We start from the raw sequence: 20,058 nt of genomic DNA on the forward strand, positions 1-20,058 counted from the left end.
ATATTTGCTCGCCTGGTCTTTTACATGGGGTAATTCAATGTTTTTTAATACTAGTCGTTCGGTTCCTTGTAAAAATAGCTAGTAAGAGTATAGCAACTAATCCTGTCATGTTGATGATTGTTTGTAGGGAACTGTTTTCGATAAAAAGGTTGATGGAGAAAGAAGCTACTACAATCAGTAGAGTCACTATAAATAAAGCTTTCCTCATCACAAAGACCTCCTAAAGAACTTTCTGAACTAAATGGGGAGAACTATATCTTCCGTATAACTCTCTGTCTTAACGTATAGAACTCGGATAGTGAATGATCATCATAGCTTTACATGATTCACTGTAAGGATTTCGATAATAATGTGGATAATTTGCAGTGAATCTTAAACTTTCTCCACTAGAAATGATGTATGACTGCGTATCAACCTCAAGGGTCATACTGCCTTCTTCAATAAATAAATATTCTTCAACACCACCAGGATGTGGATTAGAATGATAGTCACATCCTGGTTCAAGTTCAATATAAAACGTTTCAAACGATTTTCCTGGTTCCATCGGAAAGAGCGGGACCACCTTCATTTTTCCGCTTTCTTCAATTAATGGTTCGATTTCAGATCGATTGACTTTCTTGATAACAGGCTGTTCTTCATCGATGAATGCCGTGAAAGACACGCCAAGTCCATTTGCAATTTTCCATAGTGTATTAACGGTTGGGTTTGAAGCACCTCGTTCGATTTGAGCAAGCATTGGCTTGCTTACTGAGCATCGAGCGGATAGTTGATCGAGACTTAATTTATTTTCAAGACGAAGCTTTTTTAGTTTTTCGCCAATTTGTTTTGTTAGGGATTGGTTTTCCATTGAATACTCCTCTTTTAGTGTTACATATTTATCCTTATATTGAAAATTTGTTTAATATAACATACAATAAGTTTAATATATTGAACAATTTGTAGCAATAGGAGGGATAAAGTGGAGGCTATCGTAACAAAGAGTCATTCTGATTTTGTAGATGGATTAAAAGCAGGTGTAAGCATAGCGGTCGGATATATGCCGGTAGCTCTCACATTTGGCTTACTTGCAAGAACAACAGGACTAACGCTTTATGAAGCGGTCCTTATGAGTATTCTCGTCTTTGCAGGGGCTGCTCAATACATTACGCTTAGCTTAATTGCCATTGGGACAGGTGCCTTTGAAATTATTTTTACAATCTTTATTGTTAATATTCGCCACCTATTGATGAGTGCCTCTATAAATGAAAAAGTAGAGGCAGATACTCCATGGAAGAAAGCCGTTTACGCCTTCGGAATTACTGATGAAACGTTTACCATTTCCGCAACAAAAAAAGGTGCTCTCACGACAGGTTATATGTTTGGATTATGTCTGATTTCCTACTCGAGTTGGGTCATCTTTACAGGGGGAGGATACATTGCTGGGGCAAATCTACCTGAAGTGATTCAGCAGGGTATGAGTGTTGCGCTTTATGCCATGTTTGTAGGGTTACTTATTCCGTCTGCTAAAAAAAGTCGGAAGGTGCTTTTTCTTGCAGGGTTAGCTGCAATATTTAATAGCATTCTTACGTTGGCTCAGTTTCCAACAGGTTGGGCTATCGTGATTGCCACTCTGCTGTCATCCATAATTGTTGAATGGTTTATAGGGAGGGGAACGAATGAGTAATTCTATGATCTGGCTTATTGTCGGACTTGCAGTTGTCACTTATATTCCAAGAATGATTCCACTCGTATTCTTTAATTCTGATAAAATACCGCCTGTTATTCAAAATGTACTAAAGAACGTTCCCTTCGCGATTTTGGGTGCGCTCATCTTTCCGGGTATTTTAACAATCAATGATGATATGATGTTTGGTGTTATTGGGGCAGTGGCAGCAATCGTTGCAGCATACCTTGGGGCGAATTTAATTGTTGTTGTTATGTTTGCTGTTGCAGTGCTCAGTACGTATGCCTATTTTATTTAGCAAATGTGAAATTAATTGATTTGAATTTTTTGATTTTTGTGATATAAATAAATCAAACCTAATATCGAGAGTTAAAGAGGAGGAATGAAACATGCATTTGTTTCGTATTTTGATGGTTGGGTTTTTCTCAATGACCGCTGTGTCACTCGTCTGGTTCCAATCTGTCGAAGTAATATCCTCATTCATTGACTTTTTCTTTCAAAATAAAAAGTAACGTTTTGTTAAGAGCTTTCTTGAAAGCTCTTTTTTATTTGTTTAGAGCTATATTCGATTTTCGGTTCATTCGATCGTTCGTCACAGGGGTTAAATGAGCCAAATATCAACATCGTTTATTTTTTTATACAAGCATTACGTTTGCTATACTATTTAAGAAGTTTGAAAGAAGGATTGGACCAAATAGAAAAGGATGTTGCCCTAATGAGATGTATCTCAATTGATATGGATGGAACACTTTTAACGAATGAACAAACAGTCAGCTTTGAGAATGTTAATGCGATTAGAGAGGCACAGAGTCAGGGGATAACAGTTGTTCTTAACACTGGTCGGGCCTATGATGGTGCGATGAAGCCACTTGAAGGAAGTGGATTGGAAGTTCCTGTTATTTGTTATAACGGCGCAGAGATTCGCTCTGTTGAAGGAGAGATCTTGCACGCCATTTACCTTGATCGTCAGCAAGTCCAATCGATTAAACAAATACTTGATAGTGAAGAGATTTATTATCAGCTATTTACAAATAAAGGTGTTTTCACGCACGATTATGAAGGAACGATTGATTTAATCATGGATATGATGAAGAGTTCGAATCCCGCCCTAACTCCAGAAGAATTGAAGATTGGAGCAAAGCGTCAGTTCGAAAGCTTATCACTTAAAGCCATTAATGATTTTGATGAACTACTAGAAGATGAAAGCCTACATGTGTATAAATTCCTTAGTTTCTGTTTTGATGAAAGTCGATTAGGGCGAGCGGCATCTGCAGCTGAAAATGTACAAAAAACTGTGGTTACTTCTTCGGGTAAAGAAAACTTGGAAATTAATCATGAAGATGCTCAGAAGGGACTTGCGCTTGAAACATTTGTAGCGCAAATGGAGCTGGATATGAAGCAAACCGCCGCAATTGGCGATAACTATAATGACGTTTCGATGTTCAATAAAGCCTTCTATCCTATTGCAATGGGAAATGCGGACGAGCAAATAAAAAAACAGGCTTCATTTGTTACAAAAACCAATGAGCATGATGGTGTTGCTCATGCCATATATAAATTAATGGACGAAGACTTACTGTCTAATTAACCTTGTGAAAGATGTTTGATTTTTTTCACAACGGGAACCCTCTTTACAGGAAGGGATTCCCAGTTTTATTGGAGGTTTTCCGGGCCTTGTTTCTGCAGTCTTTGAATTACTCTGCTAAAGGAGCTGGAAAAAATGACATTAAAGCCAACCGAAATTGAAGAAAAAGCAACGTGTCGAATGTGTGAGACTGAGTATACGTGGTTTATTCCAATTGCAAAAGAACATGTATCTATGGAAGAACGGGTTGAGGCAACTGGAATTACGACGAAAAGTAGTCAGGCGCCAATTGTTGAACTGCAAGTTCTTGCAGAGTGTCCCGTTTGTGGGATTCTCAATCGATTTGATCACAGCTATGATAGAACGAACGCGTACGCGGAAAGTTAATAAAAGATTTAGAAAGCCGACAGGTCACTCTGTCGGCTTTCTATATGGAAAGAGTGAAAGAAGGATTTGGTTAGGCTTGAAAGAGAATGGCATGTTTTGTAGAAACTACATAGAAGAGTAGTTAGTATTCGCAATCGTTAAGGGGAAAGGTTCTAAAAAGTTGTTTTGCTCGTACTATTGATAATGAGATCGTATCGGGAGGAGAATGAAGATGAAGAAACGCATAACCTGGCTCATTCTGGGATTCTCCATTTACGCCCTGATCCTGGGACTCTATTTATTTAATTGGGCGGACTTCGGGGTACCTGAAGCATACAAGGGAACAGCGGCAGATCCAGCAACATTTATGACAGACAGGCAGTTAGAATTATCGGAGGAATATTCACGCTACAGAAGCTTTCTCTCGTTTATTGCGATTCCATATGAGTGGCTCATCTATCTTGGCGTTCTCTGGTTTGGATTATCAAAGCTCTTTAAACAATTCGGTGAAGGTATTTCAAAAAAACGGATAGTCGTTGTTCCGTTGTATATCATTTTATTAACAGCTTTTACATGGTTACTAACATTTCCACTGCACTATTGGGCGAGGTCTTTATCCGTTAAATATGGGATTAACACGCAATCCTTTTCGGGTTGGATGAAGGATGAAATGATCTCATTCTGGATTGATATTTTGCTTACCTCCCTTATTATCGGTGTCCTTTATGCACTAATGAATCGTTTTAAGAAAAAGTGGTGGCTCATTGCATGGGGATTAATGGTTCCGTACCTTGCTTTTATGATGTATATTCAGCCGGTCGTAATTGATCCTTTATACAACGACTTTACATCATTAACAGACAAAGAATTAGAAGAAGAAATACTCAGTATGGCTGATACGGCTCATATTCCTGCAGACCGTGTTTTTGAAGTGAATATGTCAGAAAAAACGAATGCAATGAATGCTTATGTATCTGGTATTGGCGACAATTTACGAATTGTTCTTTGGGACACGACCTTAAATAAGCTTGATGATGACGAAGTACTTTTTATTATGGCACACGAAATGGGTCATTATGTTATGAATCATCTATATGGAAATTTAGTTGGCGCTCTAGCAACGAGTTTTATAGGGTTATACCTGGCATATCGGCTTCTCGGGAAGATGATTCGAAAATGGGGCGACTCATGGGGCATTCACTCAGAATCAGATCTTGCATCTTTACCAGCATTATTGCTTCTTTTCTCGATCATGTCTTTTATTGCGAGTCCGGTAGAACTTGCGGTTTCTCGGCATGCTGAGATGGAGGCAGATGAATATGCCATTGAAATGACCAGTGATGTGGATGCAGCGATTGGTTCCTTTCAAACGCTGACGGTTAATAGTTTAAATGAAGTAAATCCGCCTTTCATTGTGAAATATTTTAAATATGGTCATCCAACGATGATGGAACGGTTGATTATGTTGAATGACTATGAAGAAGATGCCCCCACGGAATGATGGGGCATCTTTTTGCATTGAATCATCTTTAGTTTGAGAGGGAATCCTGTTTCAAGATACATGCCTTCATTTTTAACAGAACCTTCACTTTAAGAATGAGTGGAGATAGTATAGGATGAAGGTAGAAGTCAATGAAGCAAAGCAATTTACATGATGAGGTGGCAAACGTGAACGAAGATATTAAGAGAGTACTTGATGCTGGAATCTATGGTGCGCCAGAATTAAAACCGGCAGAAAAAGCGTTGTTCTTATCAACTTTTAGAGAGCGTGTATATGTTGCTCTTACAAAAAGGCAGGTTGCACAAAACAACGTATATCAAGAAGTGATTAATGAAATGAAGCGTATTCGGAATGGCATTCTATATTTAAATGGGGATTTATCTTACTCTATGCTTTCAAAATATATTAAAGAAGCGAGCAAAGCTTCCCTATCATTCACGATTGTGAATGATAAAGAAACAGATACTCCACTTGGACTTGTCCTAGCCTCAAAGCAGGATGCGATTGAACGAGAAGAGATCTTTGTTCGTGATGATCGCTTTTCGTTGGACTAGAGTATGAATAAAAAAGATCGAATGAAAATGATTAAGAAGTTTGTGCTAATCGTTCTTGCTGTTGCTCTTCTATGGGGGATTTATAATACAGTTATCGCCGATCGAAGTGTAGGAACGGAAGTTGGCGATAAGGCAGCAGATTTTAACTTAGAAACCCTAGATGGAGAAGAAGTGAGTCTTTCAGATTATGAAGGGGAACCCGTTTTTCTTAATTTCTGGGCGACATGGTGTCCACCCTGTGAAGAAGAAATGCCGGATATCCAAAAATTTGCTGATGTGCATGGTGAGGAAGTAACAGTTCTATCCGTTAATTTCACTAAATACGAGCCAAAAAAAGAAGCGATTCCAAAATTTGTTGAATCACATGAGCTTCGCTTCCCAGTTCTTATGGATCGAGAAGGTAACGTAGGTGAGAATCTCTACCAGGTTATTTCTATGCCAACTTCGTTTATGATTGATGAAGAAGGAATTATTCGTGAGAAACGAGTGGGGCCTCTTACGCTGAAAGATATGGAAACATGGCTTGATCAAGTAAAATAATAGCAAAAAACGGTCTCTCTGGTGAGACCGTTTTTCTTATGGAGATTTCTAACGGGGCTATTCATGTGAGATCGGATGAAAAGCATCTTGAAAACCAGTTGCGTTCGCGAGTCGTTCAAGCTTTTCATTTATATAGCGATGATCGAACTTATCGAGCACTTTTGGATCAAAACCTCTAATTACAAACTGACCAAACTCCCATATAGTTTCGTGCGTATCATGTTTATTTCCGTCTGCTGCTAATTCTAAAGAATGAAGAATCGAGCCAAGAACGGATACATCCTCTTTGGCATAATGCCTAATTTGATAGAAACTTTTATAGAGGTACGTATCATACGTAATAGGTTTTGTGATCACCCGTAAGTTTTTCTTTTCATCATGATACAGGGGGTGTGGGATGTGTTTTTGGCCAAGACGTGATAAAACTCTCCCAAGACGGTTGATGCAATTAATGGCTGTATTGGGATCATTAATCCCAGGTGAGATCGCTCTTAATGCAATTTCAACTAATTTTTGGATGCCATATTCTATGTCTTGATCAGTTGTTCGTTCTGTTCCAAGAGATAAGGTATTAAGAAGGATATGAGAATCAGGAGAAGAATCCATTGATGCCCAATAAGAAAAAATCACCGTACCTTCATCAATATATTCTCCGATATCTCTCTCGAGGCGAATGATAAAATCTTTGTTTGTAGCAACCGAAATCAAATCAGGTAAATCAATATTTTGTAGGTACCCTGATTTAGTGGATCGAATGGCAATAGGTTTTTTCATCTTAATTTCATCCAATTCCCAAGAATCCCATGAGGCGATATCACCATGATTGGCTTCTTCAAAATCTAAAAAAGTACGGTCGATTGTTGTTAACGTATTAGTAGTGATATGTTGTATCAAATTTCCAACGAGAATCCAATTCGATACGTGATGGATAAAGAAAACGAAATAGGCGACACAGACAATGGCATAGATCACAGCGAAAACAGGTGCAAGATAGACAACATCTTCTTGACTGCTTTGTTCAATTAGGAGAAGAAGAATAATAAAGTAAATAATTCCTCCAACAAAAATTCCAAGCACTCTTTTCGTAATACGATCGGTAATGAAATTCTGCAATGTTCGTGGTGAGAAGTTCGATAAATACGTTGTTAAGACAACCATAATCGTCGAAAACGTAATGGTAGTCATTGTTAACATGGAAGATACGAGCGTGCTTAAAATAGTGACGCTTGTTTCATAGGAAGCAAAGAAAAAATAAGGAAGAACCATCGCGCTACCTTGGATGATCGTTCGGTCTATAATGAGCGTGATAATAGCTGCGAGAAAAGCGCCAACACCATAAAAAGTTGGAATAAACCAGAAGCTTGATCGGATTCGCTTGAATTTATTGTGCTCCATACCCCTTTTCCTCCAAAAAAGAATGATTTTGGATAGTATGTGAAGAAGGGGCAGTGTTTCATGCATTATCATTCTAAACGTGATAAAAGTAAAATAGGTAATTAGGCATTATTTAATTAGGGTATAGTCATAGAAAGGATACTAAGGAGGAAAAGCAGATGAAGATTGATCGGACGGGCATCGTTGAAAATTTCTCCGAAAAGAGATATGAGTACTGGGTAGTTGAGAATAAAGAAGTGAAGGTAATGGCTTCATGGATTAGCTGGAGCCTTCCTCAAGAACAAATAAATAAATGGATGGAAGAGATGCAGCTATCAGGTACCTCTTCTTGAACGAATGACTCACATTGATGAGAATAGTGACTCGTTAGTTAATGCGGTCTAGAAACCTCCTCTTAGGGGAGGCATCTTTTTATGTTTTTTGATAACTTCACTCAGTTTTCTTAGAAGAAGGATCATCCACCTTTTCTAGTGATTTCTCTTTCTCCATTTTTTTCTTAACAACTTCTTTTGGTTCCCAACAGTTAAACTGGTAGGTAGGCTTCGTTTCAAAGCCGAGTCTTGCGCATCGATAGCTTGTTGTTTCTGCTTTCACCACTTCAAAATGAATGCAAGTAGCGCAACAGTGGAAACGAGAATAGAGTTGAGACATTACAATGGTTCCCCCGATAACTTAACGTTTTGAATGGATTCGATCGTATTATTATGAAAAGTAAGGCAGAAGACGTCTGGATTCCGAAGTTTCTTCCATGTGTTGAACTGATAATCTTTATTAAAATGATGCAGTATTAAGGTTAATAAATTCCCATGTGTCATGACAAGACAATATTCTTTCGTATAGAGAAGGGCGTCATTTAAAACCGCAATACTCCTAGAAATGGCTTGCTGGCTTGATTCTCCGCCTTCAATGGTGTAAGACAGATCCACAAATGTTTGCTCAAGTTCTTCTAACCAGTTTTCAATAGGAACAGCAGATAACTTTCTCTCTTCTAGCCGATCATCAATAGTAATTGGTTTATCTAATTGAAGAGCGAGTGGCTCGATCGATTGAAGGGCACGTCTAAAAGGTGAACTATATAATTTATCAAATGGAATATGTCCAAGAGATTGTGCTAATTGAGTCGCTTGATTGCGTCCTTCTGCCGTTAAGGAAGCAGTAGATTCTTGTCCTGAGGCGCTACAATGTCTGACCAAGTATATTTTTTTCTTCAATGTGATCACTCCTAGAATCGTTTGAGCGTGCTTATAATCTATTTTACCATTCAGGTAGAGTGAAGAAAATTATTCATAGAATATTGAAACTTTTAATAGCGCTTATTCGTTATAAGATAGACCCCTTTTTTAAGAGATGTTTTACCCCCTGTTTGCTTAAAGAATGCCAGCCATTCTTTAAGCATTTTTTTATATGAAGTGTTATTGGGTGTAAATAATTCAAATGAGATATAGGAGTGGATGGCATGGAGATGGAGAGTTTTCCAGAACTAACTACAAATCGATTAAGATTAAGAGAATTAAGAGAAGATGATGCTCCTGTGTTATTGTCGATATTTTCGAATCCTCACACGATGAAATATTACGGAAGTGAGCAAATGAGCGGTCTTGAAGAAGTAGAAGGAATGTTAATGAGCTTTAAGAAAGGGTTTGAGCAACGACAGGCGATGCGATTTGGAATAGAGGTTAGAGAGAGGGGAGAGTTGATTGGTACTTGTGGCTTTCATAATTGGGCCAAGCGAGTCAATCGCATTGAAATAGGATATGAATTAAAACAAACTGAAGAAGGAAAGGGGTATATGACGGAAGCTTTATCAGCCATCATTCCCTTTGCCTTTCAGCAGTTAGATATGAATCGTATTGGTGCATTGATTCATCCAAACAATGTATCTTCGAGGAAACTTATAACCAAACTGGAATTCCAACAAGAAGGACTATTGCGTGATTATGTTCTCGCTGGTGGAGAGTATATGAATCTAATCATGTATTCTTTATTAAAAAGTGAATGGGAATCTTCTCGTCCATAATATCTGATTAAAATCATGCAGCTTCATAGTAATCAAATACCTCACGTTGATAGTACCTTCTCGTTATAATACTGGTGAAAACAGTCGGGCGAAAGATTCTTTTGTGCGGTGTTTAAGTCCACGCTTACTATAAGAGTCTTTTGTCACGCTTACTGAATCATTCAAATCATTTTGATAAGCTGCTACAAGGTCATGAACCGTTTTGGATTGAAAAAGAAACATATTTACTTCGAAATTTAAATTCAATGAACGCATATCCATATTTGCTGTGCCGATTGTGGCCAGATCATCATCAACAATCATAATTTTTTGATGGAGAAATCCTTTTCGATACATATAAATTTCTACCCCATAATCAAGAAGCTCTGAGAAGTAGGATCTTGTTCCGTATTGGGTAAGAAAGCCGTCACTTACTTCAGGAACAATGAGTCTCACTTCAATACCTCTCATAGAAGCCATGGCTAGAGCAGTACGGATGGCTTTGTTTGGAACAAAGTAAGGAGTAGCAATCCAAACTCTTTTTTTTGCAGAAGTTATCAAACTGAAATATAGATCGGACATAGCTCCTCGTTTTGTATCTGGCCCACTAGCCACAAGCTGAGAACCACCATCACCTTCGACATCATATGTTTCGAGGTACTTGCCATTTAGGAGTTCCTCACCACACATATAGGACCAATCCATTAAGAAAACGCCATGGAGGGCAGAAAGCACCTCTCCTTTAACAAGTAGGTGAGAATCACGCCAGAACCCCATTTGATTCATATCTCCAGCATACTCGTCACCGATATTTAAGCCACCTACAAAACCGACTTTACCATCAATGACAATGATCTTACGATGATTTCGAAAATTTATGGTTTGATTGACGAATCCATATTTAATTGGGAGAAATTGCTGTACACTTGCACCAGCTTCCCTTAGGGCTGTTTTAGAAGCTCTTGAAAGGTTATGGCTTCCGATTGAATCATAAAGAACCCTTACCTCCACACCTTCTTTGGCTTTATTAACGAGTAGGTCAATGATCGAGAGTCCGAGTTCATCCGAACGAAACGTATAATATTCCATATGTATGTACGTTTCAGCTTTTTGAATTTCATTTTTAATCGCCGTAAACGTCTCTCTACCGTTTAGCAAGAGGTCCGTTGTGGATCTCATACTAATAGGACTTGCAACCATCGTGGCAATAAGGTTTGAGAAATTTTGGTTTCGCTCACTTAGGTCATGCCATTTTTCAGAAGCTGGAAAGTTTACGTACTTCTTGAAAAATTCAAGGCCGTTCGTACGTTTCTCTTTAAATAAATGTCCCTTTACTTCTAGTTGACCAGAAAATAAAAAGAAAACATAACCTACAATGGGAAAGAAGATTAATACGTATATCCATAAAAGCGATTTGTATGGAGATCTACCTTCTAGTAAAAGTACGAATAAAATAGAAACTAGAATGGCTACATAAAGAATACCTGCAGCCCATTTCCATGATGGTGATAGTGATGTGAACAAGATGATCGAAAGTGAAGTTGTCATTAGAAGAAAGAAAATGATTTGTCTTGCTTGTTTCATAATATAGCCCACCTCATTTGAATTTGACCAAAAAAAGTAAGGGCATAGCCCTTACTCCGCATGTTTTGATTTCCGTTTTAGACGATATCTTCCCCATAAGTCAACAAGTTGATCACCAATTTCAGTTAACTGTGAATCTCTAGCTTCACGCTGCGGATTTGGCGTGTTTTTAATTGATGAAACAAGGTTTTTAAAGGGTTCAGGTGTGCCTTTGGCAACTTGAATTACGCCTTGAACGGTTTCTTTTTTCGATTGGATGCCTTCAGAAATGGTTGTAGTGGTCGCTGTTAATTGATTTGTTTCCTCAGTGATTTTATCTACTTTTTCTTGAAACCTCGCTGCGGTCTCAGATAAATCATTTAAAGATTTTTTGGTTTCTTTGAAATTTTGAAGGGCTATGTATCCCAGGTAAATAAGTGAAAGAACTACGATTGCAATACTAATGTAAACGATAACCATATGATAACCTCCTACTTGCGATTATAGTTAATGTTACCTTACCCTTAACATGATATGTGCAAACAATTTGATGAAAAAGAGATGAGTATAAGCAGAATTTATTTATTAAATACAAATAAATGAGTAGTAAGAGTTCGTATTTAACTGAAAATTAAGTAGAAAATTGAAACGTTTTGCAGTAGCTATTCGTAATAGTTAATTAGAAGGAGAGATGAAAATGAATCGATATTCAATAGAAGAATTTATTCAATCAACAGAACAAAAAGATAAAGGAGAAGGATTTTTCGAGTTAGAAACGCCAAGGATGTTAGAAGTTAATCTCGCAGGGCGTGTGTGGGCGAAATCTGGTGCTATGATTACTTACAACGGTCAGATTAAATTCGAGAGAGAGGGAATTCTTGAACACGGCCTCGGGAAGATGTTTAAAAAAGCCCTTACAGGTGAGGGAGCTTCATTAATGAAAGCTGAGGGAAATGGCAAGTTATATCTGGCGGATTCTGGGAAGAAGATTTCCATCCTACATTTGCAACATGGTGAATCAATTAGCGTAAATGGAAACGATTTACTCGCATTTGAAGATGGCATCCAGTGGGATATCAAAATGATGAAACGGATTACTGGAATGATGGCAGGTGGATTATTTAATGTCACTTGTCAGGGTCCGGGAATGGTTGCCATTACAAGCCACTATGAACCACTAACAATTCGAGTAACTCCGGGAAAACCAGTCATTACAGATCCTAATGCAACGGTTGCCTGGTCAGGTCAATTGCAGCCGAATTTTCAAACAGATGTGTCGCTGAAGTCCTTCTTTGGAAGAGGCAGTGGTGAATCGGTTCAAATGAGATTTGAAGGAGAAGGGTTTGTTGTCGTTCAACCATTTGAAGAAGTATATATGCAAAATAATCAGGGGTAACGTATGGTTTTCTCATTGAATGAACATGAAAAACAGCTAGGTGTCAAATTACTTGATGGAAGACCTTACTACCTTTCAATCGAAGGTGTAGATAAACTCAAGAGTAGTCCTGAATTTGATTTGTTACTTGATCGGTTGAATGTTGCTCTAGAATCAAAAGAGGTTCTTCACTGTACGGTAACGGTAGAAGCATGCTCCGAATTAAAAATACAGGTGCTAGAAAATAATTTTTTTGCTTTAAAGTCTGAGTCCATCGACTATTATAAAAGTTTTCAAATGGAAAAAATGCATTCTAATCACAATAGTAGTATTACTTATAAGCTAGTTGATGAGAGGGATATCAAACTCTTTCTTGAATTGTGGCAAGCCTGTTCAGAGGGATCACTTAATGCTCCTTCCGCTCACCCTATCGAAATGCAGTATGAAGCGATGAAGCAAGAAATTGGTGAGCAGTACAAATCTAGCTGCTATTCTGTTTATTGGAATAAATACCTCTTAGGCGTAGTTATTCCAATTATCGAACCGGGCACGGAAGAAGAAGGTAGACTATTTTACATGGGTGTATTGCCCCAGCAGCGTGGGAAAGGATTCGGAAAGCTATTACATCAGCTGGGTTTGTTTCTTTTGCAAGAAAAAGGCGCCACTTATTATATAGGTAGTACAGGTATAGAAAACAAACCAATGCAACAAATATTTCAATATAATGACTGTCATCCAGTTTTTCATACAGTTACGTATACAAAAGCGAGTTCAGAAGTGCGAAACTTATCATAATATGCTGAAGGAAGTAAAATATTCCTATTGAAATTAATAGAATTTTCATTATAATCATACAAAAGGGTTCTTTACGAAGGAGAGTGCATGTATGATTCGTTTTGAAAAAGGCAACCTTCTTAAAAGTGACTGTACTGTAATTGCACATCAATGCGACTGTTTTAATGCAATGGATGTTGGCATTGCGAAATCAGTAAAAGAAACGTACCCTGAAGCCGCTAAAGCAGATGAAGACTTTCCGTTTTCTCCGAAGAAGAAGTTAGGTAAATGCTCGTTTGCTTTAAGTCGAGATAATAAGCGTATTATTGCTAATCTGTATGGACAGTATAAGCCAGCTGGACTTCAAACCAATTATCCCGCCTGGTTGAAATCATTTGAACATATGATAAAGGAACTGAAACCGTTCGAGGAAAAAGGGTTTAAAATCAAAATCGGCTGTGGCATTGATAAAGACGATTTGATCAATGTCAAAAAGTCTCTTGAGAAACTTTCTAAGAAATATGAGAAACCAATCCATGTTTACTATTCTTAATTTAAACGCTCCCAATGTTGGGAGCGTTTTTTGTCGGATAAGAACTAGTATTAGTAAGATAGAATCAAAAATGTAAAAAGAAACCATTTTCCCGTTTATCAATTGAGTAAGGTGGAATACAACAAGTGTAGCGCAAGATGTAAAAAAATTACTAGAGGAGGTTTTTTAAATGGCTAACAATAGTAATGACAAAATGAGCAGAGAAGAAGCAGGACGTAAAGGTGGCAAAAAAACATCAAGAGAACATAACAAAGAGTTTTATCAGGATATTGGAGAAAAAGGTGGAGAAAAAACAGCAAAAGAGCATGATCAAGAGTTCTATCAAGAGATAGGAGAAAAGGGCGGTAATAAAACGGCTCAAGAGCATGATAAAGAATTCTTCGAGGAAATTGGAGAAAAGGGTGGTAAGAAAACCGCTCGAGAACACGATAAAGAGTTTTATCAAGAAATTGGAGAAAAAGGTGGAAACCAAACATCCAAAAATCAAGATAAAGAATTCTATGAGGAAATTGGGAAAAAGGGTGGAAAAAAGAGCGGCGGAAACAAATAGAAACAGTAAAGAGCGAAGGGATTTCCCTTCGTTCTTTTTAATGAAATCCTATTTGAAATAAAAATAAAGAAGCCCTCCGTAAGCTACGGAGGGCTTCTTTATGTAGATTAAAATGAGCGTTCTTCTTCAACTTCATGCTGTTCATTTAAAATCAATAGGCGACTTGGAGAATCTCCTTTAGCCATTTCCTCTGCTTTTTCAATAGCTGTTGAGCGCATATCGTAGAGGTCTGTTGGAGCGACGTCCTCAATTTTAACATACCAACCTGTTACATCTTTATTTGGTGCTACTGTAAATTCCTTCATGAATAAATCCTCCTTTAAGCTGTGTATAAGGAACAATTCCCATCATAAGTAGTGATAAAACCTGCTTTTAAGAGAATTAAAAAAACCAGCGCATTGACGCTGGTTTTACTGTGGACGTGAAATTATGTAGAAACCAATAACAAAAGCAATAGGAACGATCCAAACCATAAAGGCAAGTGCCCATACAGTAAAACGGTTCCATTCTTTTTCCTTAACAGCCAAGAGCAGACCCTCCACATCATAAGTTTAGTTTCATTATAACATGGACATACCTAAATTATGTGTAAACGCTTGAAATTCTTGAAAATTCAAGATACAAATCGAATGGTTAAGGGGTAGCGATATAAAGTGCCCTGATTCGACTTGACCGATGCAATCACAATAAAGATAAGGTGCATGACAAGTAGAATAGGGAGAAGGATAAGCCCTATAAGGACTAGACTTAAGATCCCAGCAATGACTAGATAGAGTGTCATACTTATTTGGAAGTTAATGGATTCTTTTCCTTGATCATCGATAAACGGTTCATCTTCTCTTTTAATTGACCAGAGGATGATTGGACCAATAATATGTCCCAGAGGAATTAAATAACCACTCAATGCGGAGAGATGAACATACATAGCCCATTGTCTTATTGTTTGATCAGGAACCGTTGTTACGTCTTTATTATCCATCTCAATACCTCCCTATATAGCTCATCTATGATCAGCATATTACTCATTATTTTGAGATATGCCTTTAATAAAGTAGGCAACAAAAAAAGGAACCACCTTTGGTTCCTTTAATTGGAATTGTAGTTGATGTGATAAGACGCGCGTTCTGTAAGTACGATCAGCTCGTCTGAATGCTTTTTAACATCGTTTATATCTTCTAAAGGAATTTCAAAAGTGGAGTGTGGAAGAGGGGCTGTAGCTTCGTCTGAAATGACTTTGCCTTCGCCTTTAAGTTGAAGGAGTGTCGAAGCCGTGTAATCATCGACGGTCTCCCCTCTGTGTTGAAATACAAAATCTTCGAGTTTCATGACGGTTTTATCGAGATCGTCTTGTTCTTTTTTCTCAATGATAAGATGTCCGCCTACCCATTCAGTAAGCGTGTTACGAACTTCTGTTAGCATAGTTGACGCATTCATTGTATCACCTCACTATCAAATTTCCCCATTTATACATTGGATAAACAGTACAAATGAACTTGGCAAAGAGATGATGATATACTTGTGCTATGTAAATATATAAAGGATGAATGTCATGAAAACAATAACAATCGATGAAGTTTTGGAAAGCAAGATGCTCTTATTGGATGTTCGTACACCGGCAGAATATGAAAAGTTTCATATCCCAGGTGCTGTGAACCTACCTATTTTCTCTAATGAAGAAAGAGAAATTGTCGGAACAACATATAAGAAAAAAGGAACTGAAGCAGCGAAGGAATTAGGGATTTCTCTTGTATCGCCCTTACTTCCTGAGTTTTATAAACGAGCGAAGGAAATAACAAAAGGTAAAGAATTTGCTATTTACTGCTGGCGAGGCGGAATGAGAAGTAAAAGTTTGACAGTTATTTTTGACATGATGGGACTGCCATGCCGACAGCTAGAAGGAGGTATTCGTTCCTACAGACAAAAAGTGACGGCTGGTTTAGAATACTTTGCGAATCAGACGACACCCTATCTTGTATTGGAAGGACTAACCGGTACATCTAAAACTGAAATACTGAATGATTTAGAAGAGAAGGGCTATCCTGTTCTTGATCTTGAGGGACTTGCAGCTCATCGAGGTTCTGTATTTGGAAGAGTTGATTTGCCTGAAAGAAGTCAAAAAGAATTTGAAGCCATGCTATACCATAGATTAGGAGAAATTGGAGAAACGTCTTATTACATCATTGAATCTGAAAGTAAGCGACTTGGAAATATTATCATTCCAGAGTTTATTTTAGAAGGCAAACAAAAAGGGACGCGTATACAAGTCCACGCCCCGCTTTCTTATCGAATTCGTACGATCTTAAATACGTATCATCCTGAACATCATCACGAAGAAATCACAGGAGCTATTAACAAAATTGAGAAGCGATTTTCGAATGAAGATAAAGAAGTAATTGCCGATGCTCTTGCTGAGAATGACTATGCCTTGATTGTTGAACGGCTCCTGATTTATTATTATGATCCTCGTTATGAATACAAAGCATATGAGAACGAAGGTAACATTATTAACCTAACGTATGATTCACTTGAGGAAGGAACTAAACTTGTCCAGAATGAAGTAGATCGCTTCGAGATTAAGCTTCGATCAGAAGGCGAGAAAGTTTCGCTTTAATGGATTTTCTTTCTTCAGGAAGCTGTTCATTGTTATACCGTTCAATAAGGTCATCAATGCGTTTAAAATACAAGTGACTTACCCATGCGACATAGCTTCTGTAAACGGGCGACTTTAGAAAATGAATCAACATATTGTCGTCGGGGCCAAAGTAGTATGTTTTATCATCAAAGAAGGTAGAAAAGCGTCTGAAGGATAATTTGGTGAATGAGTTGTCCAATTCAAATCGAAATTTGTTGAGGGCATCCGGAATTAAACGAATTGTGAACACATCATCATTATCAAACATTTCCTTAGGCGTGGGTAAGATTAAATATGGATATTCCCGATCATCAATGGCAATGAAGAAATCCTCAGGCGTCTCGTGACAGCTAGGCACTCGTTTGACGGTTGTTTCAACAATCAATTGATAGACTGAATCATTCATAAGATATCCTCCCTTTGTAATCTATCATCATTGTTACCGTACTAGTAAACTTGTATACCCCTTTGTCGAAAAGTAGTTATTACAATCTATTATCCAACCTCTGAAAAAATTCCTCTATTTCAAATATTACAAATATTTTTAAGAACCATATATGAATGATATTTTCCTGAGCCGTTAATCAGTTAGAAAAAAATAAAATTTGGATGAGCAAAAGACTTGAAAGTCAAAGATAGTCAAATTATAATATAGTTACAAGGTCAAAGATAGTCAAAGTCAAAGCGAGTATCTTTTACCTTTTATCTTAATTTCATAAAATGTACGTTATATATATTATAAGGAGGCCATCATATGCTTTGTGATCATTGTCAACAAAATCAAGCATCGGTTCAACTTAATGTCCAGATGAATCAGAATAAGAAACAAGTACACCTTTGTAGTACGTGTTACGCAAAAGTGATGAATGGTCAAACTGCATCATCACCAAAAGGTCAAATGGATGAGTTCTTTCAATCCTTTATGAACCAATCAGGTCAACATGGATTTAACGCACAACAGGAGGGGCCGCAAACCGAGTTTGGAAATGGAAAAGGTGGCTTACTTGATGACTTGGGACGAAATCTTTCTGACGCCGCAAAAGCTGGATTAATTGATCCGGTTATCGGGAGAGAGAATGAAGTATCGAGAGTGATTGAGACGTTAAACCGCCGAAATAAAAACAACCCTGTCTTGATTGGGGAAGCTGGTGTTGGGAAGACAGCCATAGCGGAAGGTCTTGCTCTTCGGATAACAGAGGGCAATGTCCCTTCTAAGCTAAAAAACAAAGAAATTTATTTACTTGATGTAGCTTCACTCGTTTCAAACACAGGTGTTCGTGGTCAATTTGAAGAGCGGATGAAACAGTTAATTTCTGAGCTTCAAAGTAGAAAGAATGTTATTTTGTTCGTGGATGAACTACATCAAATCGTTGGAGCTGGATCTGCTGAAGGCTCAATGGATGCAGGTAACATTTTGAAACCAGCGTTAGCTAGAGGTGAACTTCAGTTAATTGGGGCAACCACTCTCAAAGAGTATCGCCAGATTGAGAAAGACGCAGCGCTTGAGCGTCGCTTCCAACCAGTTATGGTTAATGAGCCAACGGTAGATGAAGCCATTGAAATATTGAAAGGTTTGCAGTCTAAGTATGAAGACTATCATGAAGTCAAGTACACAGATGAAGCCATTAAAGCATGTGTAACATTGTCTAATCGTTTCATTCAAGACCGCTTCTTGCCAGATAAAGCGATCGATTTAATGGATGAAGCTGGGGCGAAATTGAACTTAACGTTTGCAGAGTCTAGCCACGATGAAATTCAGCAACGTCTAACAGAAATAGCTGCTGAAAAAAATAAAGCAGCCGAAGCAGAAGATTATGAGCGTGCTGCCAAGTTAAGAACTGAAGAATTACAGCTTGAGGAGCAGCTTGAGCAATCGCTGAAAAATAAATCAAGTGTGAATCATTTAGTGTCTCTTGAAGAGATTCAACACATTATAGAAGGAAAAACAGGTATTCCAGTACGGAAACTTCGCGAAGATGAACAAACGAAAATGAAAAATCTTGCGGATCGACTTAATGCGAAAGTAATTGGTCAGGAAGATGCCGTAAATAGAGTCGCTAAAGCGATTCGCAGAAGTCGTGCCGGATTGAAACGTCAAAACCGCCCAATAGGTTCCTTCTTATTCGTTGGACCAACAGGAGTCGGTAAAACAGAGCTATCCCGATCACTTGCAGAAGAAATGTTTGGTGATCGTGAAGCCATGATCCGTCTTGATATGAGTGAGTATATGGAGAAACACTCTGTATCTAAGTTAATCGGCTCGCCTCCTGGTTATGTTGGTCATGAAGAAGCTGGGCAATTAACCGAGCGAGTAAGACGTAAGCCATATAGCATCATATTAATTGATGAAGTTGAAAAAGCTCATCCTGATGTTCAAAATATGTTCTTACAAATTCTTGATGATGGACGTTTAACTGATAGTCAAGGTAGAACTGTTAGCTTTAAAGATACGGTTATTATTATGACAAGTAATGCTGGAACATCAGAGCGCAGAATTACAGTTGGTTTTGAATCAGCTGAAAGCTACACGGATGTGATGGAGAGTCTTGGTGGTTACTTTAGACCCGAGTTCTTGAATCGATTTGATGGAATTATTCCATTTAAATCACTCGAACAATCCAGCCTCGTTACAATCGTTGATTTAATGATTGAAGATTTGAATGAGAGTCTCGAGGAACAGAATATTTCTCTTACAATTAGCGATGAAGCGAAAGAGAAGTTAGCTTCACTTGGCTATAATCCGCAGTTTGGTGCGCGACCACTTCGCAGAGTGATCGAAGAACATGTTGAAGATGGTATTGCCGATATACTAGTGGATGAGGGAGACCTTCAGTCAGTTACAGTTGAAGTTGTAGAAGATAAACTCGTCGTATCAAAAGAAAAATAAGTCACATTCTTGAAAGTCGTTCCAATGGAGCGGCTTTCTTTTTTATTAGCTATAGTAGCTTATATTGTTGATATCTCGATTTTTGGCTCATTCGCGAGTGAATTCAAAAAAGAAAAGAAAAAAC

27 protein-coding genes are annotated in these 20,058 nt (G+C 37.9%); 16 read left to right on the forward strand and 11 right to left on the reverse strand.

The features are described 5' to 3' along the window. Positions 1 to 34: 34 nt before the first annotated feature. Together AC0VYH_RS03400 and AC0VYH_RS03405 are read right to left on the reverse strand one after the other, a co-directional pair. A complete protein-coding gene (locus tag AC0VYH_RS03400; protein WP_430246841.1) occupies positions 35 to 208 on the reverse strand; it encodes a hypothetical protein in 174 nt (57 codons plus the stop codon). 69 nt (positions 209 to 277) lie between these two features. Continuing rightward, positions 278 to 847, reverse strand: a complete 570-nt coding sequence (locus AC0VYH_RS03405; RefSeq protein WP_475368390.1) for a helix-turn-helix domain-containing protein — start codon at positions 845 to 847, stop codon at positions 278 to 280. Between the two features lie 111 nt (positions 848 to 958). On the opposite strand from AC0VYH_RS03405, the gene AC0VYH_RS03410 reads away from it, so the two are divergent. The 8 genes from AC0VYH_RS03410 (at position 959) to AC0VYH_RS03445 (ending at position 6,209) form a co-directional block, all read left to right on the forward strand. Further along, complete coding sequence (locus tag AC0VYH_RS03410) at positions 959 to 1,663, forward strand: AzlC family ABC transporter permease (protein ID WP_475368391.1); 705 nt, start codon at positions 959 to 961, stop codon at positions 1,661 to 1,663. Continuing rightward, positions 1,656 to 1,961, forward strand: a complete 306-nt coding sequence (locus tag AC0VYH_RS03415; protein ID WP_194220230.1) for an AzlD domain-containing protein — start codon at positions 1,656 to 1,658, stop codon at positions 1,959 to 1,961. Before AC0VYH_RS03410 ends, AC0VYH_RS03415 begins: the two co-directional genes overlap by 8 nt. A 91-nt stretch (positions 1,962 to 2,052) precedes the next feature. After that, positions 2,053 to 2,175, forward strand: coding sequence for a hypothetical protein (locus AC0VYH_RS03420; RefSeq protein WP_255622949.1), 123 nt, complete (start codon positions 2,053 to 2,055; stop codon positions 2,173 to 2,175). Positions 2,176 to 2,378: 203 nt separating this feature from the next. Then, complete coding sequence (locus AC0VYH_RS03425; protein ID WP_475366545.1) at positions 2,379 to 3,251, forward strand: Cof-type HAD-IIB family hydrolase; 873 nt, start codon at positions 2,379 to 2,381, stop codon at positions 3,249 to 3,251. Positions 3,252 to 3,383: 132 nt separating this feature from the next. Then, complete coding sequence (locus AC0VYH_RS03430) at positions 3,384 to 3,635, forward strand: hypothetical protein (RefSeq protein WP_194220228.1); 252 nt, start codon at positions 3,384 to 3,386, stop codon at positions 3,633 to 3,635. Positions 3,636 to 3,846: 211 nt separating this feature from the next. Then, the gene (locus tag AC0VYH_RS03435; RefSeq protein ID WP_475368393.1) at positions 3,847 to 5,115 is read left to right on the forward strand and encodes a M48 family metallopeptidase; all 1,269 of its coding nucleotides are present in this window, start codon (positions 3,847 to 3,849) and stop codon (positions 5,113 to 5,115) included. 131 nt (positions 5,116 to 5,246) lie between these two features. Next, positions 5,247 to 5,669: a YueI family protein gene (locus AC0VYH_RS03440; RefSeq protein WP_404683982.1), complete on the forward strand. Its 423-nt coding sequence runs from the start codon at positions 5,247 to 5,249 to the stop codon at positions 5,667 to 5,669. A 3-nt stretch (positions 5,670 to 5,672) separates the two neighbouring features. Further along, a complete protein-coding gene (locus AC0VYH_RS03445) occupies positions 5,673 to 6,209 on the forward strand; it encodes a redoxin domain-containing protein (protein WP_475373289.1) in 537 nt (178 codons plus the stop codon). Between the two features lie 57 nt (positions 6,210 to 6,266). Here AC0VYH_RS03445 and AC0VYH_RS03450 read toward each other — a convergent pair whose 3' ends face one another. Continuing rightward, positions 6,267 to 7,604 (reverse strand): DUF2254 domain-containing protein, encoded by a 1,338-nt coding sequence (locus AC0VYH_RS03450; protein ID WP_194220224.1) that lies wholly within the window; start codon positions 7,602 to 7,604, stop codon positions 6,267 to 6,269. A 158-nt stretch (positions 7,605 to 7,762) separates the two neighbouring features. Between AC0VYH_RS03450 and AC0VYH_RS03455 the strand changes: the two genes are divergently transcribed. Next, complete coding sequence (locus tag AC0VYH_RS03455) at positions 7,763 to 7,936, forward strand: hypothetical protein (RefSeq protein WP_430246825.1); 174 nt, start codon at positions 7,763 to 7,765, stop codon at positions 7,934 to 7,936. A 97-nt stretch (positions 7,937 to 8,033) separates the two neighbouring features. Here AC0VYH_RS03455 and AC0VYH_RS03460 read toward each other — a convergent pair whose 3' ends face one another. Continuing rightward, positions 8,034 to 8,255 carry a hypothetical protein gene (locus AC0VYH_RS03460; RefSeq protein ID WP_430246823.1) on the reverse strand — a complete coding sequence of 74 codons (222 nt, stop codon included), beginning with the start codon at positions 8,253 to 8,255 and terminating at the stop codon, positions 8,034 to 8,036. After that, complete coding sequence (locus AC0VYH_RS03465; protein ID WP_475373290.1) at positions 8,255 to 8,815, reverse strand: histidine phosphatase family protein; 561 nt, start codon at positions 8,813 to 8,815, stop codon at positions 8,255 to 8,257. Before AC0VYH_RS03465 ends, AC0VYH_RS03460 begins: the two co-directional genes overlap by 1 nt. A gap of 245 nt (positions 8,816 to 9,060) precedes the next feature. Here AC0VYH_RS03465 and AC0VYH_RS03470 point away from each other — a divergent pair, with 245 nt between their 5' ends. Beyond that, entirely contained in the window at positions 9,061 to 9,621 is a 561-nt protein-coding gene (locus AC0VYH_RS03470; RefSeq protein WP_475373291.1) for a GNAT family N-acetyltransferase, read from the forward strand. Between the two features lie 63 nt (positions 9,622 to 9,684). Here AC0VYH_RS03470 and cls read toward each other — a convergent pair whose 3' ends face one another. Together cls and AC0VYH_RS03480 are read right to left on the reverse strand one after the other, a co-directional pair. Continuing rightward, entirely contained in the window at positions 9,685 to 11,184 is a 1,500-nt protein-coding gene (gene cls, locus AC0VYH_RS03475; protein ID WP_475366548.1) for a cardiolipin synthase, read from the reverse strand. A gap of 51 nt (positions 11,185 to 11,235) precedes the next feature. Beyond that, positions 11,236 to 11,643 carry a DUF948 domain-containing protein gene (locus AC0VYH_RS03480; RefSeq protein WP_283152996.1) on the reverse strand — a complete coding sequence of 136 codons (408 nt, stop codon included), beginning with the start codon at positions 11,641 to 11,643 and terminating at the stop codon, positions 11,236 to 11,238. 217 nt (positions 11,644 to 11,860) lie between these two features. Here AC0VYH_RS03480 and AC0VYH_RS03485 point away from each other — a divergent pair, with 217 nt between their 5' ends. The 4 genes from AC0VYH_RS03485 to AC0VYH_RS03500 all read left to right on the forward strand — a co-directional run bounded on the left by AC0VYH_RS03485 (position 11,861) and on the right by AC0VYH_RS03500 (position 14,415). Beyond that, positions 11,861 to 12,559, forward strand: coding sequence for an AIM24 family protein (locus AC0VYH_RS03485; RefSeq protein WP_283152995.1), 699 nt, complete (start codon positions 11,861 to 11,863; stop codon positions 12,557 to 12,559). A 3-nt stretch (positions 12,560 to 12,562) separates the two neighbouring features. Next, positions 12,563 to 13,333: a GNAT family N-acetyltransferase gene (locus AC0VYH_RS03490; RefSeq protein WP_475373292.1), complete on the forward strand. Its 771-nt coding sequence runs from the start codon at positions 12,563 to 12,565 to the stop codon at positions 13,331 to 13,333. Between the two features lie 91 nt (positions 13,334 to 13,424). Further along, a complete protein-coding gene (locus AC0VYH_RS03495; RefSeq protein ID WP_194220215.1) occupies positions 13,425 to 13,865 on the forward strand; it encodes a macro domain-containing protein in 441 nt (146 codons plus the stop codon). Between the two features lie 169 nt (positions 13,866 to 14,034). Then, the gene (locus AC0VYH_RS03500; RefSeq protein WP_194220214.1) at positions 14,035 to 14,415 is read left to right on the forward strand and encodes a KGG domain-containing protein; all 381 of its coding nucleotides are present in this window, start codon (positions 14,035 to 14,037) and stop codon (positions 14,413 to 14,415) included. Between the two features lie 107 nt (positions 14,416 to 14,522). Here the strand turns inward: AC0VYH_RS03500 and AC0VYH_RS03505 are convergent, their stop codons facing one another. The 3 genes from AC0VYH_RS03505 to ymzB form a co-directional block, all read right to left on the reverse strand. Further along, positions 14,523 to 14,720 (reverse strand): DUF2188 domain-containing protein, encoded by a 198-nt coding sequence (locus tag AC0VYH_RS03505; RefSeq protein WP_194220213.1) that lies wholly within the window; start codon positions 14,718 to 14,720, stop codon positions 14,523 to 14,525. Positions 14,721 to 15,028: 308 nt separating this feature from the next. After that, complete coding sequence (locus AC0VYH_RS03510) at positions 15,029 to 15,394, reverse strand: DUF4870 domain-containing protein (RefSeq protein ID WP_475368396.1); 366 nt, start codon at positions 15,392 to 15,394, stop codon at positions 15,029 to 15,031. A gap of 107 nt (positions 15,395 to 15,501) precedes the next feature. Then, on the reverse strand, positions 15,502 to 15,849 hold the full coding sequence (gene ymzB, locus AC0VYH_RS03515) for a protein YmzB (RefSeq protein ID WP_475373293.1): 348 nt from the start codon (positions 15,847 to 15,849) through the stop codon (positions 15,502 to 15,504). 115 nt (positions 15,850 to 15,964) lie between these two features. On the opposite strand from ymzB, the gene mnmH reads away from it, so the two are divergent. Beyond that, entirely contained in the window at positions 15,965 to 17,026 is a 1,062-nt protein-coding gene (mnmH, locus tag AC0VYH_RS03520) for a tRNA 2-selenouridine(34) synthase MnmH (protein WP_475373294.1), read from the forward strand. Here the strand turns inward: mnmH and AC0VYH_RS03525 are convergent. Next, complete coding sequence (locus tag AC0VYH_RS03525) at positions 16,989 to 17,453, reverse strand: hypothetical protein (protein WP_475373295.1); 465 nt, start codon at positions 17,451 to 17,453, stop codon at positions 16,989 to 16,991. The genes mnmH and AC0VYH_RS03525 overlap by 38 nt on opposite strands. Before the next feature lie 348 nt (positions 17,454 to 17,801). Here AC0VYH_RS03525 and AC0VYH_RS03530 point away from each other — a divergent pair, with 348 nt between their 5' ends. After that, complete coding sequence (locus AC0VYH_RS03530; protein ID WP_475373296.1) at positions 17,802 to 19,934, forward strand: ATP-dependent Clp protease ATP-binding subunit; 2,133 nt, start codon at positions 17,802 to 17,804, stop codon at positions 19,932 to 19,934. Positions 19,935 to 20,058 lie beyond the last annotated feature (124 nt).

Source organism: Anaerobacillus sp. QJM3NY_32 (assembly GCF_056173645.1).